Below are 14475 nucleotides of genomic sequence, written 5' to 3' on the forward strand. Positions count from 1 at the left end.
GTCACGAAGGCCCGGAACGCGCTGTGGTCGATGAGGTTGCAACCCAGGAACTGCCCGCCACTCAGGAATTCGCTGACTTCAGGACCACACATTGAGCAGTCTTCTTGATACCTTTCTGTACACGCTGGAGACTACGCTGCCGGTATTCGCCATGGTTTTTATCGGCATCGGTCTTCGGCGCATTGGCTGGATTGACCAGGGCTTCATCGCCACCGCCTCTGCTCTGGTTTTCAAGGCCACGCTCCCCACCCTGGTTTTCCTGAGCATTATCAGAGCCGACCTGGATACCACCCTCAGCATCAGCATGCTGATCTTTTACTTCCTGGCGACCCTGGCCAGTTTTGCCCTTGTCTGGTTCTGGGCAACAAAGCGGGTCCGGCAAGAGGATCGCGGGGTTTATGTCCAGGGCGCGTTTCGGGGCAATTGTGGCATCGTTGGTCTGGCGTTGGCAGCCAACCTTTACGGCGACTATGGGCTCTCGGCCGGGGGCCTGCTCCTGGCTCTGGTGATTGTGGTCTACAACTCGTTATCGGTGATCGTGTTGCTGGCGTATCAGCCCGGTAAAACCATGAGCCTGACCAACACCCTGCGAGACATTGCCAGAAACCCACTGATCATCGGCGTAGTGCTGGCCATTCCTTTCGCAGCCCTTGAAATCAGGCTTCCCGGATGGGTAATGACCAGCGGCGACTACTTTGCTTCGCTAACGCTGCCTCTCGCCCTGCTCTGTATCGGCGCAACGGTCTCACTGAAATCCATACGCAGCGACAGCGGCCCGGCCGTGGGTTCATCCATCTGGAAGATGGTATCTTTGCCGGCACTGTGCACTCTTGCTGCCTGGCTGGTTGGCTTTGAAGGGCGGGAGCTCGGGCTCATGTTCCTGTTCTTCGCCAGCCCAACGGCAGCGGCCAGCTTCGTGATGGTGAGGGCCCTTGGCGGCAACGATCGCATGGCAGCGAACATTATCGCGCTGACTACTCTGCTTGCGAGTGTGACCATTACCCTCGGAGTGTTCGTTATCCAGCTGACAGCAATCGGCTGAACGGCCAAGGCCTACCTTAAACCGCACAACGCTCCCTGGCTGTGCGGCTTTCAGTCTGGGCTGTCATGACGCAGGCCACATGGTCAGGCCTGCTCTCTCCGGGCAATCCAGTAACGCCGGAAAGCGAAGGCTACCGAGGCAACTGTGAGCATAATGAAAACCCAGGCGATAGGCCCCCTGAAGAAGATAGTCGGGTCACCTTTACTGATCAGCAGAGTACGCCTGAGGTTATCCTCGAACATTGGCCCGAGTATAAACCCGATCAGGAACGGAGCGGCAGCAACCCCAGTTCGGTTAAACAGAAAACCGAGAACACCGAACGCCAGCATCAGCCCAATATCGAAGGTGCTGTTGTTCACGGCGTAAGCACCATAAATACAGAACATCAGCACAATAGGTAGCAGGATGGTTTTGGGAATATCCGCGATAATCGAAAAATACCGGATAGCGGCGTTGCCGACAAAAACCAGCACAAACGAGCTGACCAGAATACCGCAGAACAGCGCGTAGACCAGGGGCAGGTTTTCCTGAAACAGCACGGGGCCCGGTGTCAGGCCATGAATCATGAATGCACCCAGAATAATCGCCGTTATCACATCACCGGGAATGCCCAGCGATAGCAGCGGAATCAGCGTTGCTCCGGCGACCCCGTTATTTCCGGCTTCAGCCGCGGCCACGCCTTCAACCTCACCTTTGCCAAAGTTATCCTTTCGGGGAGAGGTTCGCTTCGCCTCACTGTAGGAGATAAAGGCTGCAGATGTTGCCCCGGTGCCCGGGATGGCTCCAATAATGACCCCAATGACACTGCCGCGAATGACGGTTTTCAGGGAGCCTTTGAACTCCTTCCACGTCAGAGAGGCGCCAGATACCGCTGTACGGATATGGGGCGCGACCCTGGAGGTATAGAAATCGATGACTTCGGGAATGGCAAACAAACCGATCAGTAGCGGTATAAAGGAGACTCGATCCATCAGGTTGTAATTGTCGAAGGTCAGACGCTGCGTACCATAAACCGCGTCCAGTCCGATTGTGGAAATGATGATGCCCAACCCGGCAGCAATTAGCCCTTTAATCGCAGAGTTGCCGGACACCGAGACAATGATGGTCAGAGAGAAGCAGATCAACCAGAAGTATTCAGGCGGCCCGAAATTCAGTGCGATTTTCGCCAGGTAAGCCGCGAAGAAGATCAGCGCAACATTGGAGATAAGATCGGCAACAACCGAGGAATACAAGGCGGTTTTCAGGGCTTTCTTAGCCTGGCCCTGTTGCGCCATCGGGTAGCCGTCAAGCAATGTACAAGCGGCTGCTGGAGATCCCGGAGTTCTTATAAGAATGGCGGTAATGGAGCCTCCATACATGCCCCCTTTGTATATCCCAACCAACAAAAGGATCGCGGTAACTGGCTCCATCGAGAAGGTGAAAGGCAGGGCCAACGCAACCGCCATGGTCGCTGTTAATCCTGGAATCGCGCCTACCACAACGCCAATCAGCACACCGGCCGCTATGGCCATAAAATTATCAATACTCAGAAAGAGCGTCAGAACTTCTGATATGTTTTCCATTGCTATTAACCTAAAACGTTCTGTCTGACCTCAGACAAATAGCTTTATGCTGACGCCGGATGGTCAAATCACCCGGCGAACAGCCCTTAAAATTGAAGGAGAGCTTCCCAGAGCGTTCCTACGGGCAGGGGCACATTCAGGACGTGAATAAAGAGAAGCGAGACAACAACAGGAAACAGCACTGCCAATACATAGATCCAGGCGCTTTTCAGACCGCTGGCCATGAAAAGCAGAACACTTGCGAATATTCCGCTTCCGATGGCCCCAAATTGTTCGAAGAAAACCGCGTAAATAGCGCCGGCCGCCAGCATCAAAACCTGACGAAGAACGGGCACACCCTGCCGCAGTTCATCGGCCTCCTCACGCTTTGGCGGGTACAACAAACCGTTAACCATCAGGACAAACGCCAGAATCAAAACCAGCCAGCCCGCCAATTGCGGCAAAAACCGGGGGGACAGCAATGGATGCTGCATATAGGGCGGCAAGTTGATGTAATTCGGAATTACATAAAACAGAAAAACCAGCGACACCACGAAAAACAGCCCACCCAGTAACGAGTTGGGATTCAACCGACCGTATTCGTCGTTAGCAGTGTGGGTGGATTGATCGTCTGACAGTTCCATGATGACCTCTGCAGTTCAGCCTCAAAGAAAAAGGCGGGACGACCAAATGGCACTGTCCCGCCCGATACGGCAATTCTTTTTTAACGTTTCAGGTTCGCCTGTTCAGCGACTTCGGACCATTTGGCAAGCTCGCTCTTTACCATCGCGCGGAAGTCTTCTCCGACCTCTTCACCCGCTACCGCTCCAAACTGAGGCAGGAAGTTCTGGAAGTCATCACCAGACATAATCTTCTCCAGCGCCAACTCCAACTTTTCAAGGCCGGACTCGGGGAAGGATTTGTGAGCAATCAGACCGAACCAGGCAGACGTTTCGTAATCCTCAAGACCATACCCGGCGCCAGCCTGCTGCATGGTGGGAACTCCCGGTAGAAACTCAGACTCCTGTGGTGTGGTAACCGCCAGGGCTTTGAGTTTTCCAGACTGAATATGCGGATAAACGGTCGGCATATTCTCAAACGCAACGTCAACATCACCCGCCAGCAGGGCGGGCAGCGCTTCACCGGAACCTCGGAAAGGCACATGAACCAGTTGCGTCTTCGTCAGGTTCTTGAACAGCTCACCAGACATGTGAATAGAGCTTCCAATGCCCGGAGAGCTGAAAGAAAGCTGCTGTTCCCGCGCGGCTTCAACAAATTCCGCAACGGTGTTGTACGGACTGCTCGCAGGGACAACCATCACATTCGGAATATTGATCACGTTGCGAATGAACGCAAAGTCAGCAACTGGATCGTATCGCAGATTCGGATACAGAGACGCGCCGATGGTGTGCCCCGGGGATGCCATTAGAAGCATATGGTCGGAACCGCGCCCACCACGAGCCAACTGGCCGGTAGCAACCGTTGAGCCAGCACCAGGACGGTTCTCAACCACCACCGTGCTCAACTCACGCTGAAGCAGGTCTGCCACTTTTCTCGAAAGCAGGTCCGTCGTACCACCAGCAGAGTAAGGTACGACCAATCGAATGTTATCGTCAGGCCACTCTTCGGCCTGAGCCAGACCACCACAAGCCAGAGATACAGCAGTTACTGCGCCGAGCACACTACGTTTCAGACGAAGCCCAAATAATTCGATCATTTTTGTGATTATCCTCGTTGGTCATTTCGTTGTTCGCATATCGAACTTATGTTCGAATAATGTTCGCGGGAGTAATCTCACATATTCATCACAGGCGTGCAAGAATTTTTTATGTGCAAGTCAGTAATAACCACCGACGGCGGGTTCGGGAAACCTGAAGAAGCAACAGCTCAGGCGAGGATATGACGAGGGCCAGATCAGGCCCTCGCGGTGATAACCAGAAACAGGAGCGGTAGCAGAGGTGTGTCAGAATGGCCCAAAAGCCACTCTATCAGGGCAGAACTTCAGTGATTTTTCGAGATGCGCTTTGCATGATTGGCACATACTCGTCGATGATTCGGTCAATTGAGACCGTGCTGACGTGGCTGCTGGAGTTAAGCGCAAACCGTGCCCTGCCCCTTCGATCAAAAACCGGAACAGCTAATGCTCGCATGCCGAGTTCCAGTTCCTGATCAACAACGGCGTAGCCGTTCATCCGAATCTTCTCGAGTTCGGCGCGAAGCTCATCAGGGCCTTTCGTATAGGCTGTCAGTTTTTCGAAACGGGTATCCCGAATCACCTGGTCAAGTTCCTGGGCCGGCAGGGAGGCAAGCAGTACCCGGCCTCCAGAGGTCGCATAGGCTGGCAGGCGCGCACCAATCTGCAAATTAATGGGAATGAGTCCCCGGCGTGGAATCCGCGCAACGTAAACAATATCTACGCCATCAAGTACCAGTGCAGAACAGGACTCACCCAACTGGTAGGAGACCTCTTCCATGAAAGGCGTGATCGTTTCCGAAAAATCCAGCGAAGCAAGAAAGGAATAGCCCAACTCCAGAACCTTGGCTGTCAGCCTGAACTTCTTGTCGTCCTGGGTGACATAACCAAGTTTCTGTAACGTGAGCAAAAATCGGCGAGCGGCGGCCCGGGACAGATTGTTCTTTTCTGCCACGGCAGACAGCGACATTGACGGGGTGTCCGTGTCGAAAGAACGAATAACCTCCAGACCGCGTGCAAAGGTCGTCAGGAACTCTTTGTCTACAGACACACTACCCTCGCTATCGCGACCCACCGAATCCATCCCTTTGAATAGTACAAGCACCAACCGATCGTTCGATAATCGGTCACTATCTGGTGCGGGATGATGCCAGCCCCAATAGGGCTATGCAAGCGGGTCTCGCAGGAACAGCGGGAAGACATCATCATCCCGCTTTCGTGTCTGTCGTTTACATGTCTCAGGTTCTGTTGGCCATCCATTCCTCCAGGGTCTGACCTTGCTCAACCAGACGCTTTAAAAGAGGCGCAGGCTTCCAATAGAGCTCTCCCGATCTTGCGGCCAACGCCTCAAGACGGTCAAAGACCGAGTCCAATCCTCTTTGGCTGGCATAGAACATCGGGCCACCGCGATAAGATGGGAAGCCGTAGCCATGAACATAGACCAGATCGATGTCCCCCGGGCGCTGAGCAATGCCTTCCTCAAGGATTCGAAAGCCCTCATTAACCAGAGACAGAATATGACGATCCTGGATTTCCTCTTTGGTCAACACGCGTTGCGACACGCCATGTCGTGAAGCCTCACGCCTGATCACTTCCGATACTTGGGGATCCGAATACCTTGCCCGGGTGTCGGGATCGTAGCGATAGTATCCGGCGCCAGTCTTCTGTCCCAGGCGGCCTGATTCGACCAGCGCATCAGCAATACAGTAGGTACGAGGATCGCCTTTCTGCTCGCTGGCCAGAGCCTGCCGCGCCTTGTAGCCGATATCCAGCCCCGCCAGATCGCCGACTGCCAGCGGTCCCATTGCCATCCCGAAATCCGTCAGGGCTCCGTCTATTTGTTCCGGCGTAGCCCCCTCAATCATGCACAACTGAGCCTCTTTGGCGTATTGCCTCAGCATCCGGTTGCCAATGAATCCGTAACACACACGTGACAACACTGGCACCTTGCGGAGTCGTTTACCCAGAGCCATCGCGGTCGCAATAACATCATCCGCAGTTTGTTCTGGCCTGACCACCTCCAGCAGTTTCATTATGTTTGCCGGACTGAAGAAATGAAGACCCACCACATCTCCAGGCCGCGAAGTCGCAGACGCAATCTCATTGACGTCGAGGTAGGAAGTATTGGTCGCCAGAATGGTCCCGGGGCGACAGACCTCATCCAGTCGCTGGAACACCTGCTTCTTCACATCCATGCTTTCGAAAACGGCCTCTATCACCAGGTCGACCTGGGCAAGGTCCTCATAATTAGTGCTTCCGGTGATGAGCGCCTTCCGGGATGACGCTTCGCTGGTTGACAGTTTTCCTCGACTGACCGAGCGCCCATAGTTCTCGGAAATCAGAGTCAGCCCCCGATCAAGCCCTTCCTGATTGAGTTCCAGGAGCATCACCGGAATACCAGCATTGGCGAAGGCCATGGCAATGCCGCCCCCCATTGTGCCCGCACCAATGATGCCTACTCGGGATATGTCACGGGCGTGGGCCTCCGGGTCCAGATCAGGTACCTTCAGTGCCTGACGCTCTGCAAAAAACAAATGCCTTAGCGCCGCTGACTGGTCGGACTGTGTGCATTCCACAAACTGCGAACGCTCAAAGGCAAGCCCCTCATCAAACGGCCGGTTAAGAGCAATTTCGACGCAGTCGACAATACGTTGAGGCGCTTCCTGTCCTCGCTTCCTTTTAGCCAGTTGGTTTCGGTAAGCGTCCAGGGTCTGTTGGTCTCCGCTATCCACGGGTATATCCATATCACGAATTCTGCGGACACCCAGGCCGCCAGCCAGGCAATCGCGGGCATAGTTCAGCGCGCCTTCTCGCAAGTTGCCCTCAAGAACCCGGTCAATCAACCCCAGCTCCCGCGCCCGTTGGGCTGGCACTTTTTCGCCACTGGTCATCAGGTCAAGTGCTGCCTTTATACCTATCAAGCGTGGAACACGCTGCGTACCGCCCGCCCCGGGTAACAATCCAAGGGTAACCTCCGGTAAACCGACAAACGCTGAGGGCAATGCACAGCGGTAGTGGCAACTCAGCGTAAGCTCAAACCCACCGCCGAGCGCAGTACCGTGGATCGCGGCAATCACTGGCTTGTTTGACGCCTCAATCGCCGCATTCACCTGAGGCAACGACGGCTCCCGAATGGGCTTGCCAAATTCACTGATGTCCGCGCCCGCCACAAAGGTACGCCCCTCACAAAGAATGAGGATTGCCCTGGAATCATCGGCCTGAGCCTGATTGATCGCCTCGAGAATACCGCTGCGCACACCGTGGGACAGTGCATTAACCGGGGGGTTACTGATGGTAATAACACCCAGCTCATCGATACGTTCGTAGTTCACCAACATGAAATTGTGTCTCCTCGGAAAAGGAGCCGGCACCCGAATCAAAGTGCAGGTGCCGGCTCTGGAGAAAACCGGACCACTGGCATCAAAGAATGCCGCTGGATCGGAGTTTCTGAATATCTTCGGCGTTTTTTCCCAATACCCGGGCAAGCACCGCATCTGTGTCCTCGCCGAGCAGCGGAGGCGCTTTACGATAGTTCTGGGGCGTTTTGGAGAATTTTATCGGGTTGGCGATGCCTGGCACCTTACCCACAACCGGATGCTCCAGCTCAAGCTTCATCTCCCTGGCCAGGACCTGTGGGTCCTCGAAGACTTCAGCAATGTTCTGGATTGGCCCACAGGGCACGTGGACGTTTACCAGCGAATCCATCCACTCCCGGCTCGTGCGTGTACGGGTGATTTCACACAACTTGCCAACCAGCTCCGGCCGGTGAAGCACCCGCTGAGGATTGCTTGAGAAACGTTCATCCTCCGCCAGTTCAGGGCACCCCATGGCCTGACACAAGCGCTGGAACTGACCATCATTCCCAACGGCAATAATGACCTGACCATCTTTCGTCGGAAACGGTTGATAAGGCGCCAGATTAGGGTGGTATTCGCCCGTGCGCCCGGGGACATCCCCACTGCAGAAATAGTTCAATGCCTGATTCGCAAGCCAACTGACCTGCACATCCAGCAATGCCATATCAATATGCTGGCCCTCGCCGGTTTTCGTTCGATGGTGCAAGGCAGACAGGATGGCGATGACCGCATTCATCCCCGTAGTCAGGTCGGCTACAGCCATGCCCACGCGCTGAGGTCCGGCCCCTGGCTGTCCATCGGCCGCACCGGTAATGCTCATGAGCCCGGATTGTGCCTGAATCAGGTAATCGTACCCTGCATAACTTGCCATAGGTCCGGTATGACCAAAGCCGGTGACAGAGCAATAGATAAGGCCCGGATTCGTCTCACAAAGGGATTCGTAGCCCAGCCCCTTTCTGGCAAGCCCGCCAGTCTTGAAGTTTTCAACCAACACATCGCATTCAGCCGCCAGCTCCCGGATCAGCTTCTGACCTTCGGGCTGTCCCAGATCAACGGTTACCGAATGCTTGCCGCGATTGGCCGACAAATAGTAAGCCGACTGTCTGGTCGGATTACCCTCCTTGTCTTTCAACCAGGGAGGGCCCCAGTGCCGGGTATCGTCGCCCAACCCCGGACGCTCAATCTTTATGACCTCCGCGCCAAGATCCGCAAGGATCTGTGTACACCAGGGACCCGCCATCACGCGTGACAGATCCAGAACGCGAATACCTGCTAAAGGACCGGACATAGCTGACTCGCGACTCATAGTGAACCCGTCGCGTTGCGAAGCATCTGCTTGGCAATCACCAACTGCTGTATCTGGGAGGTCCCCTCATAGAGGCGGAACAACCGGACATCGCGATAGAAACGCTCAACGCAATACTCGCTGATGTAACCTGCACCACCGTGAATCTGTACGGCGCGGTCCGCAACGCGGCCAACCATTTCCGTACAGAACAGCTTGCAGCTTGCTGCGTTCATAGACACAGGTTGCCCCGCGTCATAGGAACGTGCGGTTTCTTCAACCATGCATTTGCCTGCGTAATATTCGGTCTGGCTATCCGCAAGCATGGCCTGGACAAGCTGGAAGTTCGCGATTTCGGTACCAAATTGCTTGCGCTGTGATGAATAGGCGAGACTCTCATCAATCAGACGTTTGGCGGTACCAACACTCAGTGCACTGATGTGCAGGCGCCCACGATCAAGCACTTTCATGGCGGTCTTGAACCCCTGCCCTTCGACACCGCCGATCAGGGCTGAGGCTGGCACCCGCACGTTGTCAAACATCACATCGCAGGTATGGGCTCCCTTCTGCCCCATTTTCTTATCGGGTTTGCCCAGGCTGATACCCGGAAGATCCGCGTCCACCAGGAACGCTGAGACACCTCGCCCGCCGTCCTCTTTACGGCCCGTCCGCGCCATTACAGTGAACACACCCGCACGGGGTGCGTTGGTAATGTAGCGTTTGGCGCCATTGATGATGTAGTCGTCGCCTTCCCGCCGCGCCGAAGTCATCACGGACCCTGCGTCGGAACCAGCGTCTGCTTCAGTCAGGGCGAAGGAACCGATCAATTCACCCGTCGCAAGCTTCGGTAGGTAGCGGGCTTTTTGCTCCGCCGTTCCATCAATAATGATGCCCTGAGAACCAATACCCACGTTGGTACCAAACATGGAACGAAAGACCGGCGAGGTATAGCCCATCTCCTGAATAATGGCCGCCTCTTCCGCCATGTTCAGTCCCAGCCCGCCGAACTCCTCCGGAATGGAGAGGCCAAAGAGTCCCAACTCCTTCAGCTCGTCAATGACATCATCGGGAATCCGGTCTTCTTCCGCGACCTGCATCTCCAGTGGAACCAATCGATCCCGGACATAGCGACGCACACTGTCGACAAACTGATTCAGGGTTTCTTGATCTAGTGCCATTCCGGCCTCCCATGTTCCTAACAACGTATGAAAACCGCGCTATCGAAGCGCACTGTAAACGAGAGCTGCGCATAGACAGCCGCTTAGCCCGAGAAATAGTAACGAGTACCGCAGGTTCCATCCGTACGCGGCGCGACGAGCACCGTATGCGGTGAACCGCTCCAACAGAAGCGCATTGGCGGAATAAGGTGTACCCGCGATGGTGATGCCCCAACCGGTCACCATCGCCAAGCCAAGTCCGACAATCGCATCAAAAGGCCAGATTGGCCCCAGAATTCCGCCAACGACCGTGGCCGACACGATTGGATTTACCCCTACGGTGCCGCCGAGATAAAAAAGCCAGGGAACACATAGCGCAATCAGGGGGTAGGCCGCGCCGGGCAGGAAGACGTCGCTCCCCAGAGAGTTCATGGCGGTTGCCACCAATGCCCCCCCAAGGAACGACGCGCCTCCCATGATGGCCAGCTCATTTGAAACATTGGCCATCGAAGGCAGTGCGTCGCCCGGGTGCCGTACTCGTTGGGTGATCAGAATCACGACCGCAACAACGAGACAACTCACCGTGACCGCCTGCGAATACCGGTATCCAAACCAGGCGTTCAACACGAAAGAAGAACCCGAAATCAGAAGGGCGAGCCCCAAAAACCGGAGCCAGGATCCGACAACCTTTGCCTGCGGTTCCGGCCTGTCTTGTGGCGAAAAAGGCTCAGGTTCATCCGAGATTTCTTTCTCCCGAAAACAAGCGCCGACGGTGAGGTAAAGCAATGCAAAAGGCACACTCCACGCCAGTAGATCCCAGCTCTCGAGACCGGGAAGAAGCGTAACAGTCATGACCACGGCCACGGACAATGGCGAGCCCATGGGCGAGGCTCCGAACCCTCGAATAACGGCCCGGGCGGCGTTCCGGGTTGCCATCGACTCTCCCCCGTTGCGAATCCGGCTACCAATCATTGGCGCTACCAGGCCGATAGAACCAAAGTTCAAGGGAACAGAAAGAGTACTTGTCCCGATACTCAGCCCCAGATAGCGGACCAGCGACTGCCCCCGGAAAAGGCTTCGTGATATCACCTCAAGATCCCGGGATTTACCAAGCACGGAGGACAAAAACATAACCGAAAGGACCAGCCCGGTAATGGCGGCCATCCCGTCGAAGGCATTGCTCAGGACCTGGCCATTGTAGATTCCGGCCAAAAGCAGAACACAGACAACCGACGACGCAATCACCCGCGCAATCGGACGTAAGGTTTCCCATCCCAGGGCTATGACCAGGATCGCGAGACCCGCAGTTAATTGGCTATGCCCGGGAAGGAATACCGCCGCCGCTGACACCAGAGCGGTATACCCGAGTACAGAGCGCAGTGAGGCGAACAACGGAACCTCAACCACAGTTCCTGTCCTTTGGTTGCCTCGATTTCATTGTGCCGGAACACCCTGTGGGTGTTCGCCTCCGAGGATGTAACGAAAGGATCCCTGGGCGGTTGCAATCAGAACGCCATCGCAGGTTACCGACGCTTCAACAAAGAAGATTTTTCTACCGCGACTTAGCTGACGGGCAGAGGCGACCATAACGCCACTCTGGACAGGCGCCATGAACTGCGTATTCAGGGAAATCGTACTGCAACGACGAATATGGCCGTCGATTTCGCAATATGTCCCGGCCAACCCCGCGGCACAGTCAAGAAGTGCGCTGACAACGCCTCCGTGCACGTAACCATTCCGATTCATATGCTGACTGGAGACGGGTGCTTCGATGACCGCGTTGCCCTGACGCCACTCCACAAGAGAAAAGCCAAGGACGTCTCTGAAACCACTCAGTCCTTCGTTCTCTGTTTGTCGATTCACGTCGCTCATGATGCCAGGGCCTCGCCGGAACTCATTCTATGGGCAGCACCTTAACATCGGCCAATGAATACCACTATTATATGCTTTTTATATGACCTATCTAATTCGGTTATACTTTCAGAAGCCACTCATTACGACCTTCAAGGGCAAGCCATGGCGCTTCAGATAAAGATCGATTTTCGACAGCTGAACACGTTTCTCACCATTGCCAATACCGGCAGTTTCAGCCGGGCGTCTGAAAAGCTCTTCATTGCTCAGCCTGCCCTGAGCCGCCAGATACGTCTGATGGAAGAAGCACTGAACGTCCAGGTTTTTGTCCGACACGGTCGCGGCGTTGTCCTGACGCCTGCCGGGGAACTTCTGTATCAGAAAGCTCAAGCCATACTTCAGGATCTCGAGCGAACCCAGGCCTCAGTCTCGGCCATTGCCGGCGAGGTGACTGGCCAGGTGGTTCTCGGCATTCTTCCAACGGCAGCTTATAGCTTCTCCGGAGGCATCATTGAGGAATTCCGCCAGTCTTATCCGCAGGTTTCGCTGGCTGTAAAATCAGCAATGAGTGGCACGTTGCAGCAACTTGTTGCCCAGCACCGGGTCGACCTTGCAATCACGTACAGCTACAGCAAGCAGAAACACCTCCACTACACACCGCTTATGGAGGAACGGTTCTACCTGATTGCCAACCCCGCAAGCCCCCTGTCCGGTCGCGACAGTGTGTCGCTGAGCGAAGTGCTGGATCTGCCTCTTATCATGCCGGAGGAAAAGCACGGCCTTCGGGAACTCATGGAGCGCGAGGCGATGAAGCTTCAGCAAAAGCTGCGCTTGGCGATGGAGGTCAACGCCTGGCCGCTGATGACAGACCTTGTAAGGCGTGGCCTCGGGTACACTGTTCTGTCCTATGCCTCCGTCCACGAAATGCTGGAGCGCGACGAGGTTATCGCAATTCCAATTACCAACCCGACACTCTTCCGCTCACTGTCAATCGTCACTCCCAGAGATCTGCCTCCGACACTTGCCACGCTAAAGCTCGCCGAAACGGTCATGAAACAGGTGACGCTGCAGGTGAAACAGGGAATATGGAAAGGCCGCGCGCTGTTTGACGAGAACAGCCTCGATGGGCTGAACGCACCAAGCCACTTCGGGGTTGCTGAGGAATAGACTCAAGGCCATACAATCTGGATATATTATTTATTCAAATTAGATAATTGTGCGAACGGTTTGTCATTGATAGCTTGCCGGCCCAGGTGAGACTGGGCCACCGGGATGCCCTTTCCTGACCCAGCCCCCTGAAAAACAGCAAAAACAACACAGAAAAGGCATAAGCGATGACAAAGAACTAGCTCTCCGTCTCGATCACAGTAATGTCCGGGGCACTCATGATGGGCATGGCCAACCCCGCCTCTTCGATTGAATTCAAGACTGAAGACGCCACCGTCGACATCTACGGTTATGCGCGCCTGAATGCGTCGTATGACATTAATGAAGACATCAGCAAAAACACCGGAACCCGTTCTGGTGACTTCAGCCAGGTCAACACCGGTGCTGCCGAAGATAGCGAAGCCAGTGGCTATTTTGGCGCTGACGCCGTTCAGTCCCGCCTGGGCATCACCACGAAGCTCTCCAGTGGCCTGAAGATTAACCTTGAAGGCGATTTCCGCGGTGGCGCCAGCGGCGGTCAGCTGCGTCTCCGTCACGCCTACGGTCAGTACAAAAACTGGACTCTCGGGCGCACCTGGTCTAACTACAACAGCTTTGTGGGCAACACATCAGTCCTGGAGATGGACGGGGTCGCAGGCAATGCCGGACTCTATAACCGGACCGCACAGGTTCGCTATACCACCGGCGGTTTTTCCGTTGCTTTAGAAGACCCGAAGTCCAAAATTCTGGACGAAGCCTCTAAAAACGGCCTGCCAACACTGACCGCGCGTTACGAATCCGGTGCCGGAGCACTGAAGTATTCCACTGCCGCCCTCATCCAGGAAGTTGGCTATGATGATGGAGATACAGACGATTCGGCGCTCGGCTTCGCGGTCTTCGGTGCGGCCAGATATCAGTTGACCGACGATCTGAGTATTCAGGGCAACCTTAACTACACTGACGGGGCCAACGGCTACCTGTGGCGCTCTGGCACCAACTACTACGGTGAGGATGCCTACCTGAACGGGGACTCCGTTGAGACCATTGCAGGATACGGGGCGAACCTGGGCGCAACGTTCAAAGTCGGACCAGGGGCGCTAAGCGTGGTCTATGGCCTGACGTCAATGGATTGGGATGACGCCAAGGAAGACGGGCTGAATGTGGCAGATAAGCACGAGCGCAACACCAACGCTTTCATCACCTATAAGTGGAGTCCATTGAAAAGCGTAACACTGGGTGCGGAGTACGGACGCTATGAAGTCAAGAAGGTAAACGGCGAAGAAGGTGACGCCAATCGTCTGATGTTTGCGGCCCAGTATAATTTCTGAGCAGCCGTCACTTAATCCACCCGATAAGACACGATAGCCCCGACTCGCCAGGGCTATCGTCTTGCCATTCAGGCAA

General features: G+C 55.2%; 12 protein-coding genes and 1 pseudogene. 4 read left to right on the top strand and 9 right to left on the bottom strand.

The genetic code is table 11. The annotated features are described in order from the left end of the window. Positions 1-95 (top strand): annotated as a pseudogene (locus B3Y70_RS02135) (acylphosphatase); the annotation flags it as partial. Continuing rightward, entirely contained in the window at positions 92-1042 is a 951-nt protein-coding gene (locus B3Y70_RS02140; RefSeq protein WP_153740148.1) for an AEC family transporter, read from the top strand. The pseudogene B3Y70_RS02135 and the gene B3Y70_RS02140, both read left to right, overlap by 4 nt. An 83-nt stretch (positions 1043-1125) precedes the next feature. Here the strand turns inward: B3Y70_RS02140 and B3Y70_RS02145 are convergent, their stop codons facing one another. The 9 genes from B3Y70_RS02145 to B3Y70_RS02185 all read right to left on the bottom strand — a co-directional run bounded on the left by B3Y70_RS02145 (position 1126) and on the right by B3Y70_RS02185 (position 11946). Further along, a complete protein-coding gene (locus B3Y70_RS02145; RefSeq protein ID WP_014421684.1) occupies positions 1126-2604 on the bottom strand; it encodes a tripartite tricarboxylate transporter permease in 1479 nt (492 codons plus the stop codon). A gap of 86 nt (positions 2605-2690) precedes the next feature. After that, positions 2691-3227, bottom strand: coding sequence for a tripartite tricarboxylate transporter TctB family protein (locus B3Y70_RS02150; protein ID WP_014421685.1), 537 nt, complete (start codon positions 3225-3227; stop codon positions 2691-2693). A gap of 80 nt (positions 3228-3307) precedes the next feature. Then, entirely contained in the window at positions 3308-4300 is a 993-nt protein-coding gene (locus B3Y70_RS02155; protein ID WP_014421686.1) for a Bug family tripartite tricarboxylate transporter substrate binding protein, read from the bottom strand. A gap of 271 nt (positions 4301-4571) precedes the next feature. Then, positions 4572-5327 carry an IclR family transcriptional regulator domain-containing protein gene (locus tag B3Y70_RS02160; protein WP_023008243.1) on the bottom strand — a complete coding sequence of 252 codons (756 nt, stop codon included), beginning with the start codon at positions 5325-5327 and terminating at the stop codon, positions 4572-4574. A 187-nt stretch (positions 5328-5514) separates the two neighbouring features. Beyond that, positions 5515-7614, bottom strand: a complete 2100-nt coding sequence (locus tag B3Y70_RS02165; RefSeq protein ID WP_153740149.1) for a 3-hydroxyacyl-CoA dehydrogenase NAD-binding domain-containing protein — start codon at positions 7612-7614, stop codon at positions 5515-5517. Positions 7615-7696: 82 nt separating this feature from the next. After that, on the bottom strand, positions 7697-8920 hold the full coding sequence (locus B3Y70_RS02170) for a CaiB/BaiF CoA transferase family protein (protein ID WP_031209839.1): 1224 nt from the start codon (positions 8918-8920) through the stop codon (positions 7697-7699). A 14-nt stretch (positions 8921-8934) separates the two neighbouring features. Continuing rightward, complete coding sequence (locus B3Y70_RS02175; protein ID WP_014421690.1) at positions 8935-10095, bottom strand: acyl-CoA dehydrogenase family protein; 1161 nt, start codon at positions 10093-10095, stop codon at positions 8935-8937. Between the two features lie 39 nt (positions 10096-10134). Next, positions 10135-11481 (bottom strand): hypothetical protein, encoded by a 1347-nt coding sequence (locus tag B3Y70_RS02180; protein WP_288589117.1) that lies wholly within the window; start codon positions 11479-11481, stop codon positions 10135-10137. A gap of 27 nt (positions 11482-11508) precedes the next feature. After that, entirely contained in the window at positions 11509-11946 is a 438-nt protein-coding gene (locus B3Y70_RS02185) for a PaaI family thioesterase (protein WP_153740151.1), read from the bottom strand. A 144-nt stretch (positions 11947-12090) separates the two neighbouring features. Here B3Y70_RS02185 and B3Y70_RS02190 point away from each other — a divergent pair, with 144 nt between their 5' ends. Together B3Y70_RS02190 and B3Y70_RS02195 are read left to right on the top strand one after the other, a co-directional pair. After that, a complete protein-coding gene (locus B3Y70_RS02190) occupies positions 12091-13092 on the top strand; it encodes a LysR family transcriptional regulator (RefSeq protein ID WP_023008238.1) in 1002 nt (333 codons plus the stop codon). A 203-nt stretch (positions 13093-13295) separates the two neighbouring features. Beyond that, positions 13296-14399, top strand: coding sequence for a DcaP family trimeric outer membrane transporter (locus B3Y70_RS02195; protein ID WP_227548826.1), 1104 nt, complete (start codon positions 13296-13298; stop codon positions 14397-14399). Positions 14400-14475: the final 76 nt, after the last annotated feature.

It is taken from the genome of Marinobacter sp. UBA5687, from assembly GCF_002420325.1.
Taxonomy (GTDB): Bacteria; Pseudomonadota; Gammaproteobacteria; order Pseudomonadales; family Oleiphilaceae; genus Marinobacter; species Marinobacter nauticus.